The sequence below is a fragment of the Rhodococcus sp. 06-470-2 genome, assembly GCF_002258235.1.
GTDB lineage: Bacteria > Actinomycetota > Actinomycetes > Mycobacteriales > Mycobacteriaceae > Rhodococcoides.
In genome coordinates this window covers 59806-76469 of record NZ_NOYB01000005.1, presented here as the reverse complement: position 1 = coordinate 76469, position 16664 = coordinate 59806, and the positions used below count along the sequence as shown (strand labels likewise).

Annotated in this window: 20 protein-coding genes; 12 read left to right on the top strand and 8 right to left on the bottom strand. The window is 64.7% G+C overall.

The window, feature by feature from the left end; all coding sequences use genetic code 11:
• The first annotated feature begins 456 nt into the window (after nt 1-456).
• The 6 genes from CH276_RS02810 to CH276_RS02790 all read left to right on the top strand — a co-directional run bounded on the left by CH276_RS02810 (nt 457) and on the right by CH276_RS02790 (nt 5684).
• The gene (locus tag CH276_RS02810) at nt 457-1065 is read left to right on the top strand and encodes a hypothetical protein (RefSeq protein ID WP_052058739.1); all 609 of its coding nucleotides are present in this window, start codon (nt 457-459) and stop codon (nt 1063-1065) included.
• 198 nt (nt 1066-1263) lie between these two features.
• A complete protein-coding gene (locus tag CH276_RS02805; protein ID WP_037154365.1) occupies nt 1264-1569 on the top strand; it encodes a hypothetical protein in 306 nt (101 codons plus the stop codon).
• A 78-nt stretch (nt 1570-1647) separates the two neighbouring features.
• Nucleotides 1648-1806: a hypothetical protein gene (locus CH276_RS28360; RefSeq protein ID WP_176459082.1), complete on the top strand. Its 159-nt coding sequence runs from the start codon at nt 1648-1650 to the stop codon at nt 1804-1806.
• The gene (locus tag CH276_RS02800) at nt 1803-3137 is read left to right on the top strand and encodes a pentapeptide repeat-containing protein (protein WP_141214654.1); all 1335 of its coding nucleotides are present in this window, start codon (nt 1803-1805) and stop codon (nt 3135-3137) included. The genes CH276_RS28360 and CH276_RS02800 overlap by 4 nt, the downstream gene beginning before the upstream one ends.
• A gap of 447 nt (nt 3138-3584) precedes the next feature.
• Nucleotides 3585-3872 (top strand): hypothetical protein, encoded by a 288-nt coding sequence (locus tag CH276_RS02795; RefSeq protein ID WP_094629923.1) that lies wholly within the window; start codon nt 3585-3587, stop codon nt 3870-3872.
• Nucleotides 3873-3974: 102 nt separating this feature from the next.
• Nucleotides 3975-5684, top strand: coding sequence for a ParB/RepB/Spo0J family partition protein (locus CH276_RS02790; protein ID WP_094629922.1), 1710 nt, complete (start codon nt 3975-3977; stop codon nt 5682-5684).
• Between the two features lie 151 nt (nt 5685-5835).
• Here the strand turns inward: CH276_RS02790 and CH276_RS02785 are convergent, their stop codons facing one another.
• The gene (locus tag CH276_RS02785; protein WP_094629921.1) at nt 5836-6198 is read right to left on the bottom strand and encodes a histone-like nucleoid-structuring protein Lsr2; all 363 of its coding nucleotides are present in this window, start codon (nt 6196-6198) and stop codon (nt 5836-5838) included.
• A gap of 89 nt (nt 6199-6287) precedes the next feature.
• Entirely contained in the window at nt 6288-7196 is a 909-nt protein-coding gene (locus tag CH276_RS02780) for an ATP-dependent DNA ligase (protein WP_094629920.1), read from the bottom strand.
• A gap of 118 nt (nt 7197-7314) precedes the next feature.
• Between CH276_RS02780 and CH276_RS28730 the strand changes: the two genes are divergently transcribed.
• The 6 genes from CH276_RS28730 (at nt 7315) to CH276_RS02755 (ending at nt 12339) form a co-directional block, all read left to right on the top strand.
• Nucleotides 7315-7545 carry a hypothetical protein gene (locus tag CH276_RS28730; protein ID WP_217901379.1) on the top strand — a complete coding sequence of 77 codons (231 nt, stop codon included), beginning with the start codon at nt 7315-7317 and terminating at the stop codon, nt 7543-7545.
• A gap of 26 nt (nt 7546-7571) precedes the next feature.
• Entirely contained in the window at nt 7572-8471 is a 900-nt protein-coding gene (locus CH276_RS02775; RefSeq protein WP_217901378.1) for a tyrosine-type recombinase/integrase, read from the top strand.
• 3 nt (nt 8472-8474) lie between these two features.
• On the top strand, nt 8475-8807 hold the full coding sequence (locus tag CH276_RS02770; RefSeq protein ID WP_170945395.1) for a helix-turn-helix domain-containing protein: 333 nt from the start codon (nt 8475-8477) through the stop codon (nt 8805-8807).
• Nucleotides 8807-9739: a hypothetical protein gene (locus tag CH276_RS02765; RefSeq protein WP_141214653.1), complete on the top strand. Its 933-nt coding sequence runs from the start codon at nt 8807-8809 to the stop codon at nt 9737-9739. Before CH276_RS02770 ends, CH276_RS02765 begins: the two co-directional genes overlap by 1 nt.
• 157 nt (nt 9740-9896) lie before the next feature.
• Nucleotides 9897-10127 carry a heavy-metal-associated domain-containing protein gene (locus CH276_RS02760; RefSeq protein ID WP_063216977.1) on the top strand — a complete coding sequence of 77 codons (231 nt, stop codon included), beginning with the start codon at nt 9897-9899 and terminating at the stop codon, nt 10125-10127.
• Between the two features lie 34 nt (nt 10128-10161).
• The gene (locus CH276_RS02755; RefSeq protein WP_094629918.1) at nt 10162-12339 is read left to right on the top strand and encodes a heavy metal translocating P-type ATPase; all 2178 of its coding nucleotides are present in this window, start codon (nt 10162-10164) and stop codon (nt 12337-12339) included.
• A gap of 106 nt (nt 12340-12445) precedes the next feature.
• Here the strand turns inward: CH276_RS02755 and CH276_RS02750 are convergent, their stop codons facing one another.
• The 6 genes from CH276_RS02750 to CH276_RS02725 all read right to left on the bottom strand — a co-directional run bounded on the left by CH276_RS02750 (nt 12446) and on the right by CH276_RS02725 (nt 16630).
• Nucleotides 12446-13090: a DUF305 domain-containing protein gene (locus tag CH276_RS02750; RefSeq protein ID WP_008720034.1), complete on the bottom strand. Its 645-nt coding sequence runs from the start codon at nt 13088-13090 to the stop codon at nt 12446-12448.
• 85 nt (nt 13091-13175) lie between these two features.
• Nucleotides 13176-13598, bottom strand: coding sequence for a DUF6153 family protein (locus CH276_RS02745; RefSeq protein WP_027494146.1), 423 nt, complete (start codon nt 13596-13598; stop codon nt 13176-13178).
• Nucleotides 13599-13671: 73 nt separating this feature from the next.
• The gene (locus CH276_RS02740; protein ID WP_094629917.1) at nt 13672-15033 is read right to left on the bottom strand and encodes an MBL fold metallo-hydrolase; all 1362 of its coding nucleotides are present in this window, start codon (nt 15031-15033) and stop codon (nt 13672-13674) included.
• A 57-nt stretch (nt 15034-15090) separates the two neighbouring features.
• On the bottom strand, nt 15091-15360 hold the full coding sequence (locus CH276_RS02735; protein ID WP_032389200.1) for a metal-sensitive transcriptional regulator: 270 nt from the start codon (nt 15358-15360) through the stop codon (nt 15091-15093).
• Nucleotides 15361-15437: 77 nt separating this feature from the next.
• A complete protein-coding gene (locus CH276_RS02730; protein WP_032401339.1) occupies nt 15438-16211 on the bottom strand; it encodes a sulfite exporter TauE/SafE family protein in 774 nt (257 codons plus the stop codon).
• Nucleotides 16211-16630 (bottom strand): DUF302 domain-containing protein, encoded by a 420-nt coding sequence (locus CH276_RS02725; protein WP_008720026.1) that lies wholly within the window; start codon nt 16628-16630, stop codon nt 16211-16213. Before CH276_RS02725 ends, CH276_RS02730 begins: the two co-directional genes overlap by 1 nt.
• Between the last annotated feature and the right edge of the window lie 34 nt (nt 16631-16664).

Genomic DNA, 16664 nt, shown 5'->3' with positions numbered 1-16664 from the left:
TCCAACGCCTCGAAAAACCGCACCTTCAACCCAGCACATGCCACGATCCCCGCAACTCCCTCAAATCGAGGGTGTTGCGGGGATCGTTAGAACCCGCCACACAGGGTGCGGGCCTTATCCGTTGCGCAATAAGGGCTCAGCGGCTCGCGTGGGGCCGGGCCACCCTGCGGGCGTCCACCGCATCGAACTCCGCTGCGCTCCGTCCTGTGAAAAGAATTCTTGTTTTCCCTTCTGGCCTTCCGATTTTGACCGGCGGTGACCTCCGCGCAACCGCCGGCGTCCGCTGCGCTCCCGGCCCGAAGGGCTCCGGAAACTTTTCACAGACGCCTCCGGCTGAAAACTTTCCGGCCCGACCATTGCACTCCGGCCCCCTCATGCCGGTCCAACTCTCCTCTGCCAGAACGGCAAAAAAATTGGCGGGCCGCGAGGTCGCCACGTTGAGTAGGGGAGCGCGAGATGCCGAAGACTACCGCCCAGAAAGCCCACAGCAGCACCGACACCGACAACTACGGCGCAGTGGTCACCCACACGACCGCCACCATCGTCGGACGCCAGAACGCCGTGGTCAACGTCCACGCCGCCGCCACCGACGACGCCCAGATGATCGTCACCATGGGCCGCCTGATGATGACCTTCCGCTCCGCCGCCGCCGTCCACGCGTTCATCGCCGGACTGGCCGACGCCCGCACCCTCATCGGCCGCATCGACAACCAGGCACCCCAGCCCGGGGGACCGGGCGACGACTACGCCCGCGCCGCCATGTCCGTCGTCTGGATCGCGCCACCGGAAACCGCCGTCACCCCACGCGAGCAGTACGTACCCGCACGTCGACGCACCATGCACTGGGTCGAGGTCCACATGGGACCGGTCACCTGGCGCATCATCGACCGCCTCGGCTACGTCACCATGCTCGACGAGCTCCGAAACGTCCACCGCATGGCCGTCGCGATCTTCACCGACGGCGACCAGTACCTCAGCGACCCCACCACCCTCACCGACGCATTCGACGACGCCGAACGCGAACACCAGGAAGACATGGCCGCACCCTGGCGACGACGCCTCTGACCCCGGCGCACGGACGCGGCCCCGGACCCGACACGGGCTCCGGGGCCGAGTCGTATCCATCCACAGGGAAACTCTCTATCCCCAGATTCCGGAAAATGCCTGTGCATCGCGGACCTCGCTGGCGCTCGGTACGCGATGCTGGAAGAACCCCCGCACCCGCAGGTCGCCCGGCTCACCCACCGAAGGAACACGACACCGATGATCACCTGGACCGTCACCACCCGCCCCGACCGACGACCCGAAACCATCACCGCCGCAGGAGCAGAACCCAGCCTCGACGCGGCGAAACGAGCTGCCGCCGACGCCGTCCGCTACGCCCTCCTCGACGCCCAGGCCCACGCCGATGCCAGCCCCACCAACACCCCACCGACCTACCTCGTCACCATCGACGGAGCCTGCGCCCTCATCGTCAGCCTCGGAGCCTGCCGACCCGCCAACTACACCGGCGTCCTCGACAACCTCGAACACTTCGACGGCACCGCCACCCACCTGCTCTACCTCTAGAACCGTGCGGCCGCGGACCCCGCTAAAGTCGTTGCAAGAGAACCATTTCTGTCGGTACCCACTGCCACACTCGGCACCATGCGAATCAGAACCCTCGACGGACCACCACTACCCGGCGAAATAGCCGAACAGGCAGCCCGCGCAATTGCCCTCCGCCACGGCCTCGGTCAGCAGTACGCGACCGGCGTTGACTCCACCAGGAAAACTACGGTCAAGCCGCTACTGTCACCCCCGTGAGCTTCCACGCCCAGGCCCCTGCCCCGGCCACTCCAACCGTGCCGGTCGAAGCAGTTGACCCGCCAGGCATCGGCGTGTGGTTCCTCGACAACCTCACACAACCCGCCGCTACTGTTCTCGCCAGCGTCGGAATCATCGTCGCTGCAGTCATAACCTTCATCATCGGCTATCTCAGTCGCAGACAGCTAGATCGGCACCACAAAGCAACCCACACGCTCGCCGACATTCAAGAGCTACGCCGGCGATTCGTCACCACCTCAGCACAATTCGCCGACCCATCTCCCGAAGTCCGACTCGCCGGGGTCTATGCCCTCGAAGCACTCACCAACGACTGGATCGACCACAACAGAAACACCGACGCCCAAACCTGCATCAACTACCTCTGTGGCTACCTCACCCGCCCATACGCACCACCCACCCACGACCCCCACCTACGCCAAACCGTCGTCACGGTCGACGCAGCCACCACCGTCGAAAGCACCTACCAGCACCCCCATGACGACCTCACGGTCCGGCAAGCCATCACCCGCACCATCGCCACCCACCTGAAACCCGACCACCAACACAACTGGAGCAACTACAACTACGACTTCACCGGCGCGTACTTCCACAACGCCGACTTCAACGACGCCCGTTTCTACGGCACAACCACCCTCGACAAGGCGCAGTTTCACGGTGATTGGACGTCGTTCAGTGAGGCGCAGTTCCACGGTGAGACGACGTTCGACGAGGCGCAGTTTCACGGCATGTGGACGTCGTTCGGTGAGGTGCAGTTCCGCGGTGCGTTGACGTTCGGAAAGGCGCAGTTTCACGGTGAGACGACGTTCAGCGAGGCGCAGTTCCACGGTATGTGGACGTCGTTCGATGAGGCGCAGTTCCACGGTATGTGGACGTCGTTCGGAAAGGCGCAGTTCCACGGTGCGTTGACGTTGTTCAGTGAGGCGCAGTTCCACGGTGAGGCGTCGTTCGGTGAGGCGCAGTTCCACGGTGCGTTGACGTTCGAAAAGGCACAGTTCCACGGTGAGGCGTCGTTCGGTGAGGTGCAGTTCCACGGTGAGGCGTCGTTCGGAAAGGCGCAGTTCCACGGTGAGACGACGTTCGGAAAGGCGCAGTTCCACGGTGAGACGACGTTCAGCGAGGCGCAGTTCCACGGTGAGACGACGTTCAGCGAGGCGCAGTTCCACGGTGAGACGCTATTCAACTCGCCGGGAGCGTGGAATAACGTCTACTTCGACTGGGACACCGAAGTCCCCTACGCCGCCGAAGGATCCAAACCGGACAACGTCAAACCACACGACTGGCCACCTACCGTCGTGGAGCCGACGCCCTAGCGCTACCGCGACACCGAGCGTGGCGGTCTCCGTCGCTCCCGCACAATCGCCTCGCGAGCTCCGCGGCCGGGAGGTGGGCACTCCGCCGGCGTCGACGAGCTGGGTGCATTCCGCCTGACGGCGGTGCCGGCCACCCTGCGGGCGTCCCCTGGATGGAGCTCCGCTGCGCTCCGCACCGTGGAAGAGCAAAGACGTTTTTCACTGCGGTTCTGGCTACCGGCGAGCATCCATCACCCGTGACCGCCGCCTCAACCCCTCGCTCCGCTGCGCTACGACCGAAGGCTCCGAACACTTTTCGTAGAGCAGTCGCTGCGCTCCCACGAAAACTGTCCGGCCGAGGGGTTGCCCCGTCGTCCCCGTGCGCTGACTTCTCTCCTCACGCCAGAAACGGCGAAAAACGTGGCAGGGCAAAGGGCCAGGCCACCAGTTGAGAAGGGACGTCACGACATGCACGACACCATCACAGGACCGAGGACGGTGGGACTGCGCACCGCGATCATGACCGCGATCGCCGGAGTCCCGGTACAGGTCAAGACCCACGCACTCGCACAGGTCACCGCCTACACCGAGCAGGTCAACCGAGCCGCATCGGACGCGAACTCGACCACCGTCGACGCGCACCTCGAGCGGGCCGCGTTCTGGGCATGCACCGCCCGCGAACACGGAGCCAGTGAGGCCGAAATCCACGCCGCACGGCTCGCAGGCCACCACCACGTGGCCACCGCCCGGCAGTAACCCCCGAGGCCCACACCGCCCCCGGAAAACAAGAAACACCGGACAGCTCCTAACTGCCCGGTGTCTCCAACCGAAGAATCTACCAGGGAGAGAGACACCACCATGACCGCAAGCATCGAAACCACCACCGCCGCAACCGAAGCCCCCACGACCGGCACCACGCCGGTCGTGGGGGCGGGCGAGGAGTACGCCCGCCTGCACCCCACCGCCCTCGAGGTCGGACCGAACGTCCGCGACGAGGTCGTCACCGACACAACGGCATTCCGAAACATGGTCGCCTCCATCATCGAACACGGAGTGCTGCTACCGATTCTCGCGCGCCGCGACGGCGACCTCATCGTGGTCATCGACGGCCAGGTTCGCACCCTCGCCGCAATCGAAGCCGGGGCCGAGAGCGTGCCGGTGCTGATCCGGCCCGACGCGAGCACAGCGAAGGACCGGGAAATCGAGCGTCTCACTCGGCAGGTCGTCGCCAACGACCGCCGTATCGACCTCACCGCAGGCCAGCGGGCGAAGGCCGTGACCGACATGCTCGAACTCGGTGTCTCGGTGCCCAAGATCGCCAAGGCCGTCCAGGTCAAGCGCGAGACCGTCAAAGCAGCAGGGGCAGCGGGCCGGTCGCAGGCTGCGATCGATGCCCTCGACGCGGGACAGCTCACCCTCGACCAGGCCGCGATCGTGGCCGTGTTCGACGCCGAGGGCGACACCGACGCCGTCGCACAACTGCTCAATGCCGGGTCGTGGTTCCGGTCCGAAGCGCAGCAGCTGCTCGCCGACCGCGCCGAGCGCAAGGCCCGCACCGCAGCAAGCGCACCATACGCCGAGAAGGGACTGACGGTCCTCGAGGAAGAGCCCTACTACGGCGACCCCTACACCGCCGCTGAGGACTTGGTGACTACAGATGGAGACCCGATCACCGAAGCGATCATCGAGGCCGCGGCCGAGCACTGGGCGGTGTGGCTGACGAAAGAGGAGAAGCTCACCCTCGTCGCGACGGGCGAGTTCATCGACAAGGACAGTATCGACTGGGACACCCAGGTCGATCTGTCAGGGGACGCGGAGGAGGGACTGCACCACTACAAGGACGTCGGGTCCGTCGAAGTGTGGGTGCCGGAGTACTTCACCGCCGACCCCGATGCCGCCGGTGTGAAACTGGGTCCGATCCTCGCCGCCGCATCGGCCGAACCCGCCGCCGACGAGTCCTCCGATGCAGCCGCAAAGAGAGTGCGCGAGCAGGAAGCAGCACAGAAAGTGCTCGCGGCGAAGGAGGCCGAGAAGCTCGCACGTCGGCGCACCATCGCACTCAACAAGGCCAGCGCCGCCGCCACGATCGTCCGCAAGGAATGGCTCGCGAAGTTCCTCACCCGCAAGACCCTGCCGAAGGGTGCCGCGAAGTGGATCACCGACACACTCGTCGACGAGCCTGGACTGCTCACCCAGAACAAAGCGTCCGAGCACCTCGCAGAGTTGCTCGGTATCACGATCGGCAAGCCCGAAGGCCACCTGTGGGGCGACTGGAAAGAACGCGCCGCCCGTACCGCTCTGGCTCCGGTGATCGACACGGCCAGCGACGCACGCGCACAGGTGATCGCGCTCGCGCAGATCCTCGCCGCCTACGAAGCGCGGATGAGCGGGACCGGTAAAGACTGGTGGAAGCGAGTCGGCGGCTCCAACCAGGACAACTACCTGGGCTTTCTCGACCAGCACGGCCACGTGCTGACCGTGGTCGAACAGGTCGGGGCCGGAACGCTCACCCCCGAGCAGGCATACGACGCACTCACCGCACCCAGCGAGGAGAGCATCACCGACTAGAACCGGCATCGGTGGCGGGTACCTCTCCGGGTGCCCGCCGCCGGTGGCCTCGTCCCCGGTCCGGGTCGAGGGGGCTGCCGCCGCCCTCGAGCTCCCCCGCTCGACGCCCCACCACCGCACTGCTCACGACGCGCAGGCGGCTCACCGCCCGTCAGTGTGCGGCGTTGTACGCCTCAACGATGTCGGCCGGAATTCGGCCACGTTCGCTGATCTCGTAGCCCTGGTCGAACGCCCACTGCCGGATCGCGCGTGTCTGCTCCGGATCGCGCTTGGCCGATCCGCCGGCCGCGGTCGACCCGGAACTCGGGGAGGGCTTACGCTTGCGGCCACCGACCCGCGTCGCGTGCTGGATGTAGTGGTCGAGCTTCTTGTGAAACTCGGTGGCGTTCTTCGCTTTCAAGTCGATCAAGTACTCGACACCGCCCACCGCGAATTCGATCGTTTCGCCGGATTCGTCGTCGATGACCGACCCGTCGATATCGTCCACCAATTGGGTTGTCACTCGTTTGGCCACAGCCGGAAAACCTTTCGATCACACACATTTGTCACGGACTCGGGTACCGGCCAGCGTAACCAAAGAATGCGACGACAAGCTGCACCCTTTCATGTCACGACATCGCGGGGAGTGATATCGGATCGGATTCCTTTGAATGCGGGATGCCGTAAACGCCCCGTTGCCGATTGTTCTCGGTATTCCACGGTCGCCACCAATTCCGGTGTCACCCAGGACACTCCGACTGCGTCGGTGCGTGGAACCGGACCGTGTAGCGCACTGTCCGGACGGGTGCGCTCGGTGAGTGTGCTTCGCAGCTCTCGGCGCATCCGATCGGTGAAACCCGTTCCCACACGGCCGATGTAGACCAACTCGCCCGCCTCGTCGTACGCTCCGAGTAGCAGCGCCGCCAGTGTCCCACCGGCGCGCCCGCCAGTGGGAACCCATCCGCAGATCACGCCTTCGCGTGTGTTCCGGATCGGAACCTTGACCCACGATGGCGACCGGATCCCCGATCGGTACACCGACTCCGCTTTCTTCGCCACGACCCCCTCGATGCCGTTGTCGGCGGCAATGCCCATCAACGTCTCCCCGTCGATTCCCGTCATATTCGGCGGCACCTGCACTCGCCGCCCGTCGGCCACGCCGAGGCCCTCTAGCAGCTCACGGCGCTGCGTGTAGGGGAGCGTCCGGACAGATTCGCCGTCGATGTCGAGGACGTCGAACACGAAATACGTCACCGGGGTCGACCGCAGCAACGCCGCCGACGGGCGCGCGACATGCATTCGGCGTTGCAGCAGCCCGAAATCGGGCCGACCGCCCGAATCCAGTGCCACCAACTCGCCGTCCAGGGTCACCGATCGACCCGCAGTCGTGTCCGACAACGCAGCCGCCACATCCGGGAACGAGGCGGAGATGTCGTTTCCGTTGCGCGAGAACAGCTTCACCCACGATGTGCCGCCGACAACGCAGACCCCGCGTTGGCCACTGGAGTCCGCGCGGGTTCGATCGGCTGCCAGGAACCGGTGTGAGCCCAGGGTTCCTGGTCAGAGCAACGATTCTTCTTCATTCCGTGGTCGCTCAAATTTCATCAGTTACTCGTGGATTCTGCGAGTTCCTCGCATAAGTTCACTGTTCGTGTCAGATTTCGCTACTCGTCGGCAGCAGCGCATCGCTGCCGACGGCGCATCGAGTGCCGCGGGGGTCGGCAGCGGGGAACTTGCGGACGTCGAATCGCTGCAGCGGCTGGCGTCGGCGTCGGGGGACGACGAACACGACTTCTTCCGTAACACGCTGGTCGAATACGGATGGGCCAGAGATGTGGCGGGTCTGAGCCCGCGACGCTGCAGAGAATCATGTATCCCGTGATCGAGATATGCGATTACTTCGATTGCGTGCCATGGCGATTGACCCAGCAGCAGTTCGATCAGTACTTCGCCGGTCCCGGCAAACGCAGTCACGCGACCATCCGGAAAAAGACAGTTCAGATCGACAACTACTACCGATTCCTCGAGCACCGCTACGCTGGCGAGCTGCTCCGAGCGTTCGGCGTCGGTGTCGAGTCACCGGTCGACCCGTTCAACCGGCCGAGGCACAGGGGTGATTTCGCGCTGCGGATTCCTCCCACTCGACGAGCGATGACAGCGTTCTTTGCCGACTGGAGAGACGCCCTGCCACGCTCTCGCAAGTACCACGTGAGCGCACGCGACTACACCATGGCGAAGATTGCGTACTTGTCCGGGGTGCGGGCGTCGGAGCTGTGTGCGGTGAAGATCGGCGACATCCATTGGGAAGCGGGACAGTGGGGCCGCTTCGTCGTCGTGGGTAAGGGTGCCCGCGGATCGGGTCCACGCGAACGGCAAGCATTTCTCTTCGAAGAGGGGAGAGAGCTGCTGTGGTGGTATCTCGAGCAGGTCCGGGGCGAGTTCTGCGACGACCCGACCGACGCGGGCGCACCGTTGTGGCCATCGGAACGCTTGCCGACCGCCGTCGCGGCGCTCAACCTCGCCGTTGCACCCGCCATTCAACCCTCGACATTTCGCCGCAATCTCAAAGCTGCATCGCACCATCACCTCAACGGCCCGGTGCGCGAGCTCTACCCCCATCTGTTGCGTCATGCCTGCGCTACCCACAACTACCAACGAGGAATGCCCTTGTGGGATGTGCAGAAGATGCTCGGTCACGAATGGGCAAGCACCACTGTGGGCTATCTGGCGTCGGCAGGAGCCGACCCGGAACGGTCCGTCATCGAGTCGACACAACGCGCCGTGCGGCGCTTGAGTACGGAGAATTAGAAGATGAAATGGAATTTGCGCATGGTTGCGGCGCAACGCGACATCTGGCGTCCGACGCAGCTGCTCAAAGCATTCGAGCAGGTCGACTTCCATCCGTCATTGAGCAAGACTGCGGCCCTGTGGTCTTCGGCGCCGATCACGATCCGACTCGATGACCTGGACAAGATCTGTGCGGCGTTAAACTGCACTGTCGGTGATCTGATGCTGGCGGAAGCTGTTCACGACGCGGATCTCGACGCAGCTCCAGCACGCGCAATCGGCGATCGGTCGGGCCCTGCCGCACCCACTGCCGGGGCCCGGAAGCGCGGAGCCCGCCGCGTTCCACCTCCCAACTGATGTCGGGACGAAACCCTGCCGATGGGGTGGCGGCACGCAATGCCGCCCGGCACACCGAGCGCACGATACGGATGATCGAGCAGACACCCGCGCAGTTCCGTGACGACGTGCAGGCGTGTGTCACTGCGCTGGGCGGCCGCGGTCGACGTAAATCCAGACCGTTGACGGCAGTGACGATTGCCCTCTATCTCAATTTCGCGCTACCGGTCTTGCAGGAATGGGCTGAGACACACCAAAGTCTGCGATCTGTCGATACTGTCGACATCGAGCGCGCTCTCAGCCGTCACTCAGGGCAGTCGAGACATAACGTGCACACGGCCCTGAGGTCGCTCTTTCGCGGACTCAAACGCGAACGTCGCATCTTCGCCGACCCTGCCCGAGAGGTCGCTGGTCGGTACACCCGCAGGATCCTCAGACCGTTACGATCCGATCGCGTACATGGGCTCTTCGATCAGCTGACCAGGCCCGATGACCGGGTGATTCTGGCGCTCGTCGCGGTCCACGCGCTGACGATCGAAGAGGTCATCGGCTTCCGACTCGACCATCTCGACCGTTCGGCAGGACGAGCAACCGTCACCCGGCCACACACCCGCCACACGTTCTGGTTGGACGAGTTCACCGCCGAGGTGCTCCGCGACTGGCTGATCTACCGTCAGCGTCGGTGGCCGACGAGCACGAATCCGTACTTGCTGATTACCCGGGTGACTGCGCCTACCGCGCTGCCGGGCAGTCGCCACTACATCACCCGCCCATTCCGTGACCTCGGCATCACCGCCCGCGAACTGCGTGTCGATCGCATCCTCGACGAGGCCGCCCACAGCGGCGACCCGGTTGCCCTGATGACCGTGTTCGGTATCGGCACCACCACAGCGGTGCGCTATGTCAGGACCGCGCACCCTGGCCGATTCGACGTAGACCCCACTGCACCCTGACTCGATTCGAAGTTCAGCCAACGGACCGGTCGTCGCCGCAGGTTCGTAAACCGCTCGACGCAGCCAACGGCCTTCCGAAACATACGGGGAGGGGGTATGGTCTGACACGTTAGCCAGATACCCCTAGGGGGTATGCAGACAGTCGGAGGAGCGCGACATGATCACCACGCACTACAAAGTCACGGGCATGACCTGCGGCCACTGCGAAGCGTCGGTCCGGGAAGAAGTCGGTGCTGTGGTCGGGGTCGACACGGTCGAAGCATCAGCGTCGGCAGGAACGCTGACGGTGACGAGCATCGGCGAGCCCGACCACGCCCGGGTCATTGCCGCCGTTCGCGATGCCGGATACGCAGCCGAACCGCAAACCGCAGATTCGCCTACCGCGTAACCGCTGAAGTCGTTGCAGGAAGAGGTATTTCGCGATGAACAACCACACGCATTCTGACGTCGGAACGGCTAAGAGAGCTGGCGCGCAGTCGGGGCACGACACGTCCGAACGCAGCGCAGGCCACACCGGACACGGCGAGCACTCCGAACACGGAGGACACACAGGGCATACCGGGCACGGTGGCCATGCCGGTCACGGCGATCACGTCGGCATGTTCCGTCGTCTGTTCTGGATCATGCTGGTCCTCGCCGTTCCGGTGATCGTGGCATCGAACATGTTCGCGATGCTTCTCGGATACTCACTGCCGGACGCGTCGTGGATCGCCTGGGTCTCGCCGACGCTCGGCACCGTGATGTACGCCTGGGGCGGATCTCCCTTCCTCACCGGAGCAGTTGGCGAAATCCGTTCACGTGCACCAGGAATGATGCTGCTCATCGCCCTCGCGATCACCGTCGCATTCATTGCGTCGATGGGCGCGAGCCTCGGCCTGCTCGATCATCAGCTCGACTTTTGGTGGGAACTGGCGCTGCTGATCGTGATCATGCTGCTCGGGCACTGGATCGAAATGCGATCCCTCGCGCAGACCACCTCCGCTCTGGACTCACTGGCGGCGCTGCTCCCGGACACCGCCGAACGCGTCGACGGCGACGATGTGGTGCCGGTGTCCCCGGCCGAGCTGCAGCGCGGTGATGTCGTCGTCGTGCGCCCCGGCGGCCGAGTACCGGCGGACGGCACCATCGTCTCCGGATCGGCGAGCATGGACGAGTCCATGATCACCGGCGAATCACGCACCGTCCGCCGCAGCGACGGCGACCAAGTTGTCGCCGGCACGGTAGCCACCGACTCCGGTCTGCGCGTCCAGGTCACCGCAGTCGGGGAGGACACCGCCCTCGCAGGCATCGGCCGCTTGGTCGCCGACGCCCAGAACTCGACCTCGCGCGCTCAGCGCATCGCCGACACGGCCGCCGGTTGGCTGTTCTGGTTCGCTCTCGGTGCCGCGATCATCACCGCCGCTGTGTGGACTCTGGTCGGGATGCCCGACGACGCCGTCATCCGCACCATCACCGTGCTGGTCATCGCCTGCCCGCACGCACTCGGACTCGCGATCCCGCTGGTGGTCTCCATCGCCACCGAACGCGCAGCCCGCGGCGGTGTCCTGGTCAAGGACCGGCTCGCACTCGAAACAATGCGCACGGTGGACACCGTGCTCTTCGACAAGACCGGCACCCTCACCAAGGGTGAACCCACCGTCACCGCAATCGAGGTGACAGACGGGCGCACCGCCGACGAGGTCCTCGCTTTGGCCGCTGCCGCAGAAGCCGACTCTGAACATCCCCTCGCCCGTGCCATCGTCGGCGCCGCACGCGCGCGGAACCTGACCGTCCCGGCTGCAGCCGGTTTTCAGTCGTCTCCCGCTGTCGGGGTCGCTGCGGACGTCGACGGCACCCGCGTGCAGGTCGGCGGGCCCGCGCTGCTCGAGCAGGAGCGCGGATCCGAACTTGCTGTCGCCGACCGGTGGCGGGGCGACGGGGCGATCATCCTGCACGTCCTGGCCGACGGTGCTGTGATCGGTGCCCTTGCGCTCGCCGACGAGATCCGGCCCGAATCCCGCACGGCAGTCGATGCGCTCCACGCTCGGGGTATCGCGGTGGTGATGATCACCGGTGATGCCGAAGCCGTCGCGAAGTCCGTCGCCACCGAGCTCGGTGTGGACCGCTACTTCGCGGGGGTGAAACCGGAAGACAAGTCCCACAACGTTGCTGAACTTCAACAGGAAGGGCGCACCGTGGCGATGGTCGGTGACGGAGTCAACGACGCACCGGCTCTCGCGCAGGCCGATGTCGGTATCGCTATCGGCGCGGGTACCGACGTTGCTATCGCGTCGGCCGGAGTGATCCTCGCCAGCGACGACCCGAGGTCGGTGTTGTCGGTGATCGAACTCTCGCGCGCCTCGTACCGGAAGATGAAGCAAAACCTCTGGTGGGCAGCGGGATACAACCTCATCTCAGTTCCGCTCGCGGCAGGAGTGCTCGCGCCGGTCGGGTTCGTGCTGCCCATGTCGATCGGCGCGATCCTGATGTCGCTGTCGACGATCATCGTCGCCGCGAACGCGCAGCTGCTTCGGCGACTCGACCTCACACCCGACACCATCACCGGAGCGGTGAACGACGGGAGTTCCAATGCTCCGTCGCAGCGCACACCGTCACTGTGAGAGCTGATCTCGTACCGGGAACGCAGCCCTGACAATTGTGGAACGTTGATGGCCGCACCTTCTCCGCCGGAGAGGATGCGGCCATCGTTGTCTATAGCGGGCCGGGTCAGCCGAGCAGCCGCTGCATGGTGTCGATTTCCTGCTGCTGGGTGGCGACGATGGTGCGGGCCATCTCCAGGGCGTCAGGATTGGAACCGTCTGCGATTTCGGTGTTGGCCATCTCGATGGCGCCGGTGTGGTGGGCGATCATCATCGTCAACCACTGGCGGTCGAATTCCGGTCCCGACGCTGCCATCAACGCGTCCATGTCCTGAGCGGTCATCATGCCGCTGCCGGAGCTGTGGTCCATCCCGCCCATGTCACCCATGTCACCCATGTCACCCCTGTCCATGTCGGGCATGGGCTGGCCCCACTCGGTGAGCCAGGTGGTCATCTGGTCCATCTCGGGCTGTTGCGCGGCGGCGATCGCCGATGCCAGCGACAGCACCTCCGGGTTGTCGGTGCGGCCGTTCGCCATGTCGGCCATCTCGACTGCTTGGGCGTGATGCGGGTACATCATCTGCGCGAACATCACGTCGGCATCGTTGAACTCTGCGGACGCGCTTGCTTGGGCCGAGGACATCGGTGCCGAGGACATCGATCCCATCGCATGGCCGTCCATCGACGAATCGGCCGCGTTGTCGCTACAGCCGACGACGAGGAACGCGCTCGCGGCGGCAGCAGCGATCGAGGCAATGACTTTGGTACGCATGAGGAAACTCCTTGCAAGAGTGGGTAGTGCAGAGAATTGGATGTCGTTCGATCCGCCGACAGACACGCGTCTGCCGGGCTCCCTGTCACACTCGCAAGGTCACCGATCTGTCCAACTCCCATAACGTCCACGGCGGCGCACGCTCAAGCGTGGAGTCGGCCCGTCCAATGATCCGGTTCACCGATGTCGGCGCCAGGTCGAGGGCTGCGCTCATCGCCGGGACCGTCAGCGCGGGCCACGACACCGTCGTGCCGACGCAGGGATGCATCATCTGGTGCCCCGACGGGCAGTCATGTTCCCCGGTCATCACCGGAACCGTGGCGTCCGTGTGGGACGGTGCTGCGAACGAGGCATGGCCGCCGCTCATCGATGTGGACATCGAGCCGGTCACGGGCATCGACATCGGTGTCACCGAATGCATCAACAGGACACCGAACACCGTCAGTGCAATCAGTAAAGCTGCCGTCGGAGCTGTGCCCCGTCGACCGTGCCGATTCACTGAGTGCATGCGGCCGATGATACCAACATATACCCCCTGGGGGTACGCCTGTCTCGTCGCGTTCGGTCGTCGAAGCATTTCGTCATGTCTTCGAGGTGTCGAGTCCGAGATCTGTTGCGCGGTTGTAGTCGTCGTCGATGAGCACCACGCTGCGATGTTCCCGGTCGAGTAGTGAGGCCGCGATCGAGGCGCGATAGCCGGAGGCGCAGTGCACCCACACTTTGCCGTCGGGGACTTCTGCGAGTCGGTGCGGCAGTTCGTGAAGGGGGATATTCACCGCACCGGGGATGTGGCCGTCCGCGTACTCGGACTGTTGACGTGTGTCGAGCACAGTGATGTCGGAGTCGGTTGCGGCAAGTCCGGCGAAGTCGGACACCTCGTAGGACCGCACGTGGCCGTCGCCGGCGAGCGAATGAATCTCTCCGACAGCGGAGCCGGAGGGGTGGTCGATGCCGATACGTGCCAACTCCCTTGTGGCCTCGTCGATTTGATCGGATGTGTCACCGATCAATGTCAGCGGCGCACCCCACTGGTAGAGCCATCCGAGATAGGTCACGAACGTCGTCGACAGCTCGAAACCGAGGGAGCCGTCGAGATGTCCAGCAGCGAAGGCGGTTCGTGCGCGGAGGTCGACGACCCACTGGCCATCGTCGATGCGCCTGCGTAGTTCGTCGGGATCGACAGGCTCCGGGGTGGACAGATCGATCGGGGCCGGACCTTCGGTGTTGATGACGCCCATGTGGGCGTAGTACGCGGGGTAGGCCGACAATCCTGCGATCAACTCGTCGACGTAGGTTTGTTCGTCCTGGGTCAGCGCGGGATTGGACTGTTGCTGTTCACCGATGGTCGACGAGTCGCCGCTGGTGGGGGTCGCGGAGCAGAAGCTACCGAATCCGTGGGTGGGGTAGACCTCGACGTCGGCGGGGAGTTCGGCGGCGATTCGACGGACCGAGTGGAACTGGGCATGGGTGAGCTCGTCGGTGTGTTCGGAGCCGAGTAGGTCGGTGCGGCCGGTGGATCCGTAGAGCATCGAGCCGCCGGTGAAGATCGCGATCGGTTCGTCTCCGAGTTGCAGTACGTAGCTGACGTGATGATGTGTATGGCCCGGGGTGTGCATGACCTGAAACGTCGCCGATCCCGCGTCGACGACATCGCCGTCCCCCACTGCCCGTCGCTCGAATTCGACCGGGTCACCCTCGGGCACAACGTATTCGGCTCCGGTAGCGCGTGCGAGTTCGAGGCCGCCGGTGACGTAGTCGTTGTGGATGTGGGTTTCGAGTACGTGGGTGATCGCGGCGTTCTTCTCCGCGGCCAGTGCCAGGACGCGGTCGATGTCACGTTGGGGATCGATCACGACGGCGATGCCGTCGTGGCTGATCAGGTAGCTGCGGTCGCCGAGGCTCGACGTTTCGATGATGGCGATGTCTGGATCGGTAGCGCTCACGGGGTACTCCTACGGTGTCGTCGGGTCGGCCTCGTTTCTGACGTGAAACGTCCTCGTTCAGGCCAGTGCGAGGAAGAGTTTTTCCAGTTCTGCTTCGGTCATGGGTTCTTTGTTGTCGGCGGTGTCGCCGGTCATGCATTCGCGGAGGCCGGTGGCGACGATCTTGAATCCGGCTTTGTCGAGGGCGCGGGAGACGGCGGCGAGTTGGGTGACGACGTCTTTGCAGTCACGTCCGTTCTCGATCATGCCGATCACTCCGGCGAGTTGGCCGTGTGCGCGGCGCAGCCGGTTGAGTACCAATGCGATGCTGTCTTCGTCGCCGACCATTGCGGTCTCCTGAGGGTGTGAGGGTGGTAGTGGTTTCAGATTACCCCTGGGGGCATCGGGTCGGTGTGTGCGTTCGGTCATGAAAGAACGAGGGTGTCGACAAGTACGTAGCCCGCGACGGCGAACACCAGGTAGGCGAACCACGTGCGCAGCTTGTCGGTATCAATGCGTGTGCTCAGTCGCCCGGCGACCAGCGAGCCTGCAATCGCAGCACCGGCGAACGCGGCTGTCAGTGCCCAGTTCCCGCCGAGCCCGTCGGCCTGAGCGATCAGTCCGGCGGCGGAGTTTGCGACGATGACCACCAGCGACGTTCCGACAGCGACACCCATCTCGATTCCCAGCAACAGCACCAGAGCGGGGATGATCAGAAATCCTCCGCCGACGCCGAACAGTCCGGTGAGGACACCGACCCCGAACCCTGTCGGTATGGACCGTGGTGCGCATCGCCGCCAGTCGATCCCGGAATCCCCTGTCTTGCATGCAGTTCCGACATCGTCGGCGCTGCGCAGCATCCGCGCCCCGGCAATGATCATGACGATTGCGAAGCCGATCATCACGGCCGCCTCGGGCAGATGTCTGCCCAGGGCGCTGCCGACCACGGTGCCGACAATGCCGGTGGCCGCGAAGATCGCCGCCAGCCGCCACTCGACGAGCCGCGCCCGCACCTTGGGGATGGCCCCGGTCGCAGAGGCGACACCGATCACCAGCAACGATGTCGGTATCGCCTCCGACAGGTCCATTCCGAGGGCGTAGACGAGAACCGGGACCGCGAGAATCGACCCGCCGCCTCCGAGGAGACCGAGCAGGATGCCGACGGCGACGCCGAGGACCAGTGCCAGTGCCAGGGTCATCAGCTGTGGGCTGTGTCCTGGCCACCGAGTGCGTCGATGGCGGCCTGGAGCTTGGTGGTGGCCTCGGCCGCGACATCGGAGAGGGCGGGTTCTCCGGTCGCTTGGACCATGATGTCGGGGTTCATCGCTTCGACGATCACCGATCCGGATGTGGCGGTGTCGGCGCGGACGACGACATTGCACGGCAGCAGCAAGCCGATCTGGCGCATGACTCCGACGGCGCGGTGCGCGAGGGTGGGATTGCAGGCACCGAGGATCAGATACTGCTCCATGTCTTCGCCGAGTTTGGCCTTCAACGTGGCCTGCATGTCGATTTCGGTGAGAACACCGAAGCCTTGGTCGGACAGGGCTGATTTGACGGAGTCGACTGCGGTGTCGAAGTCAGTGTCGGTCAGAGTGGTCGAGAGTGCGATGTTCATGAGGGAAATTCCTTTCGGTGGTCGAACTGTGGTG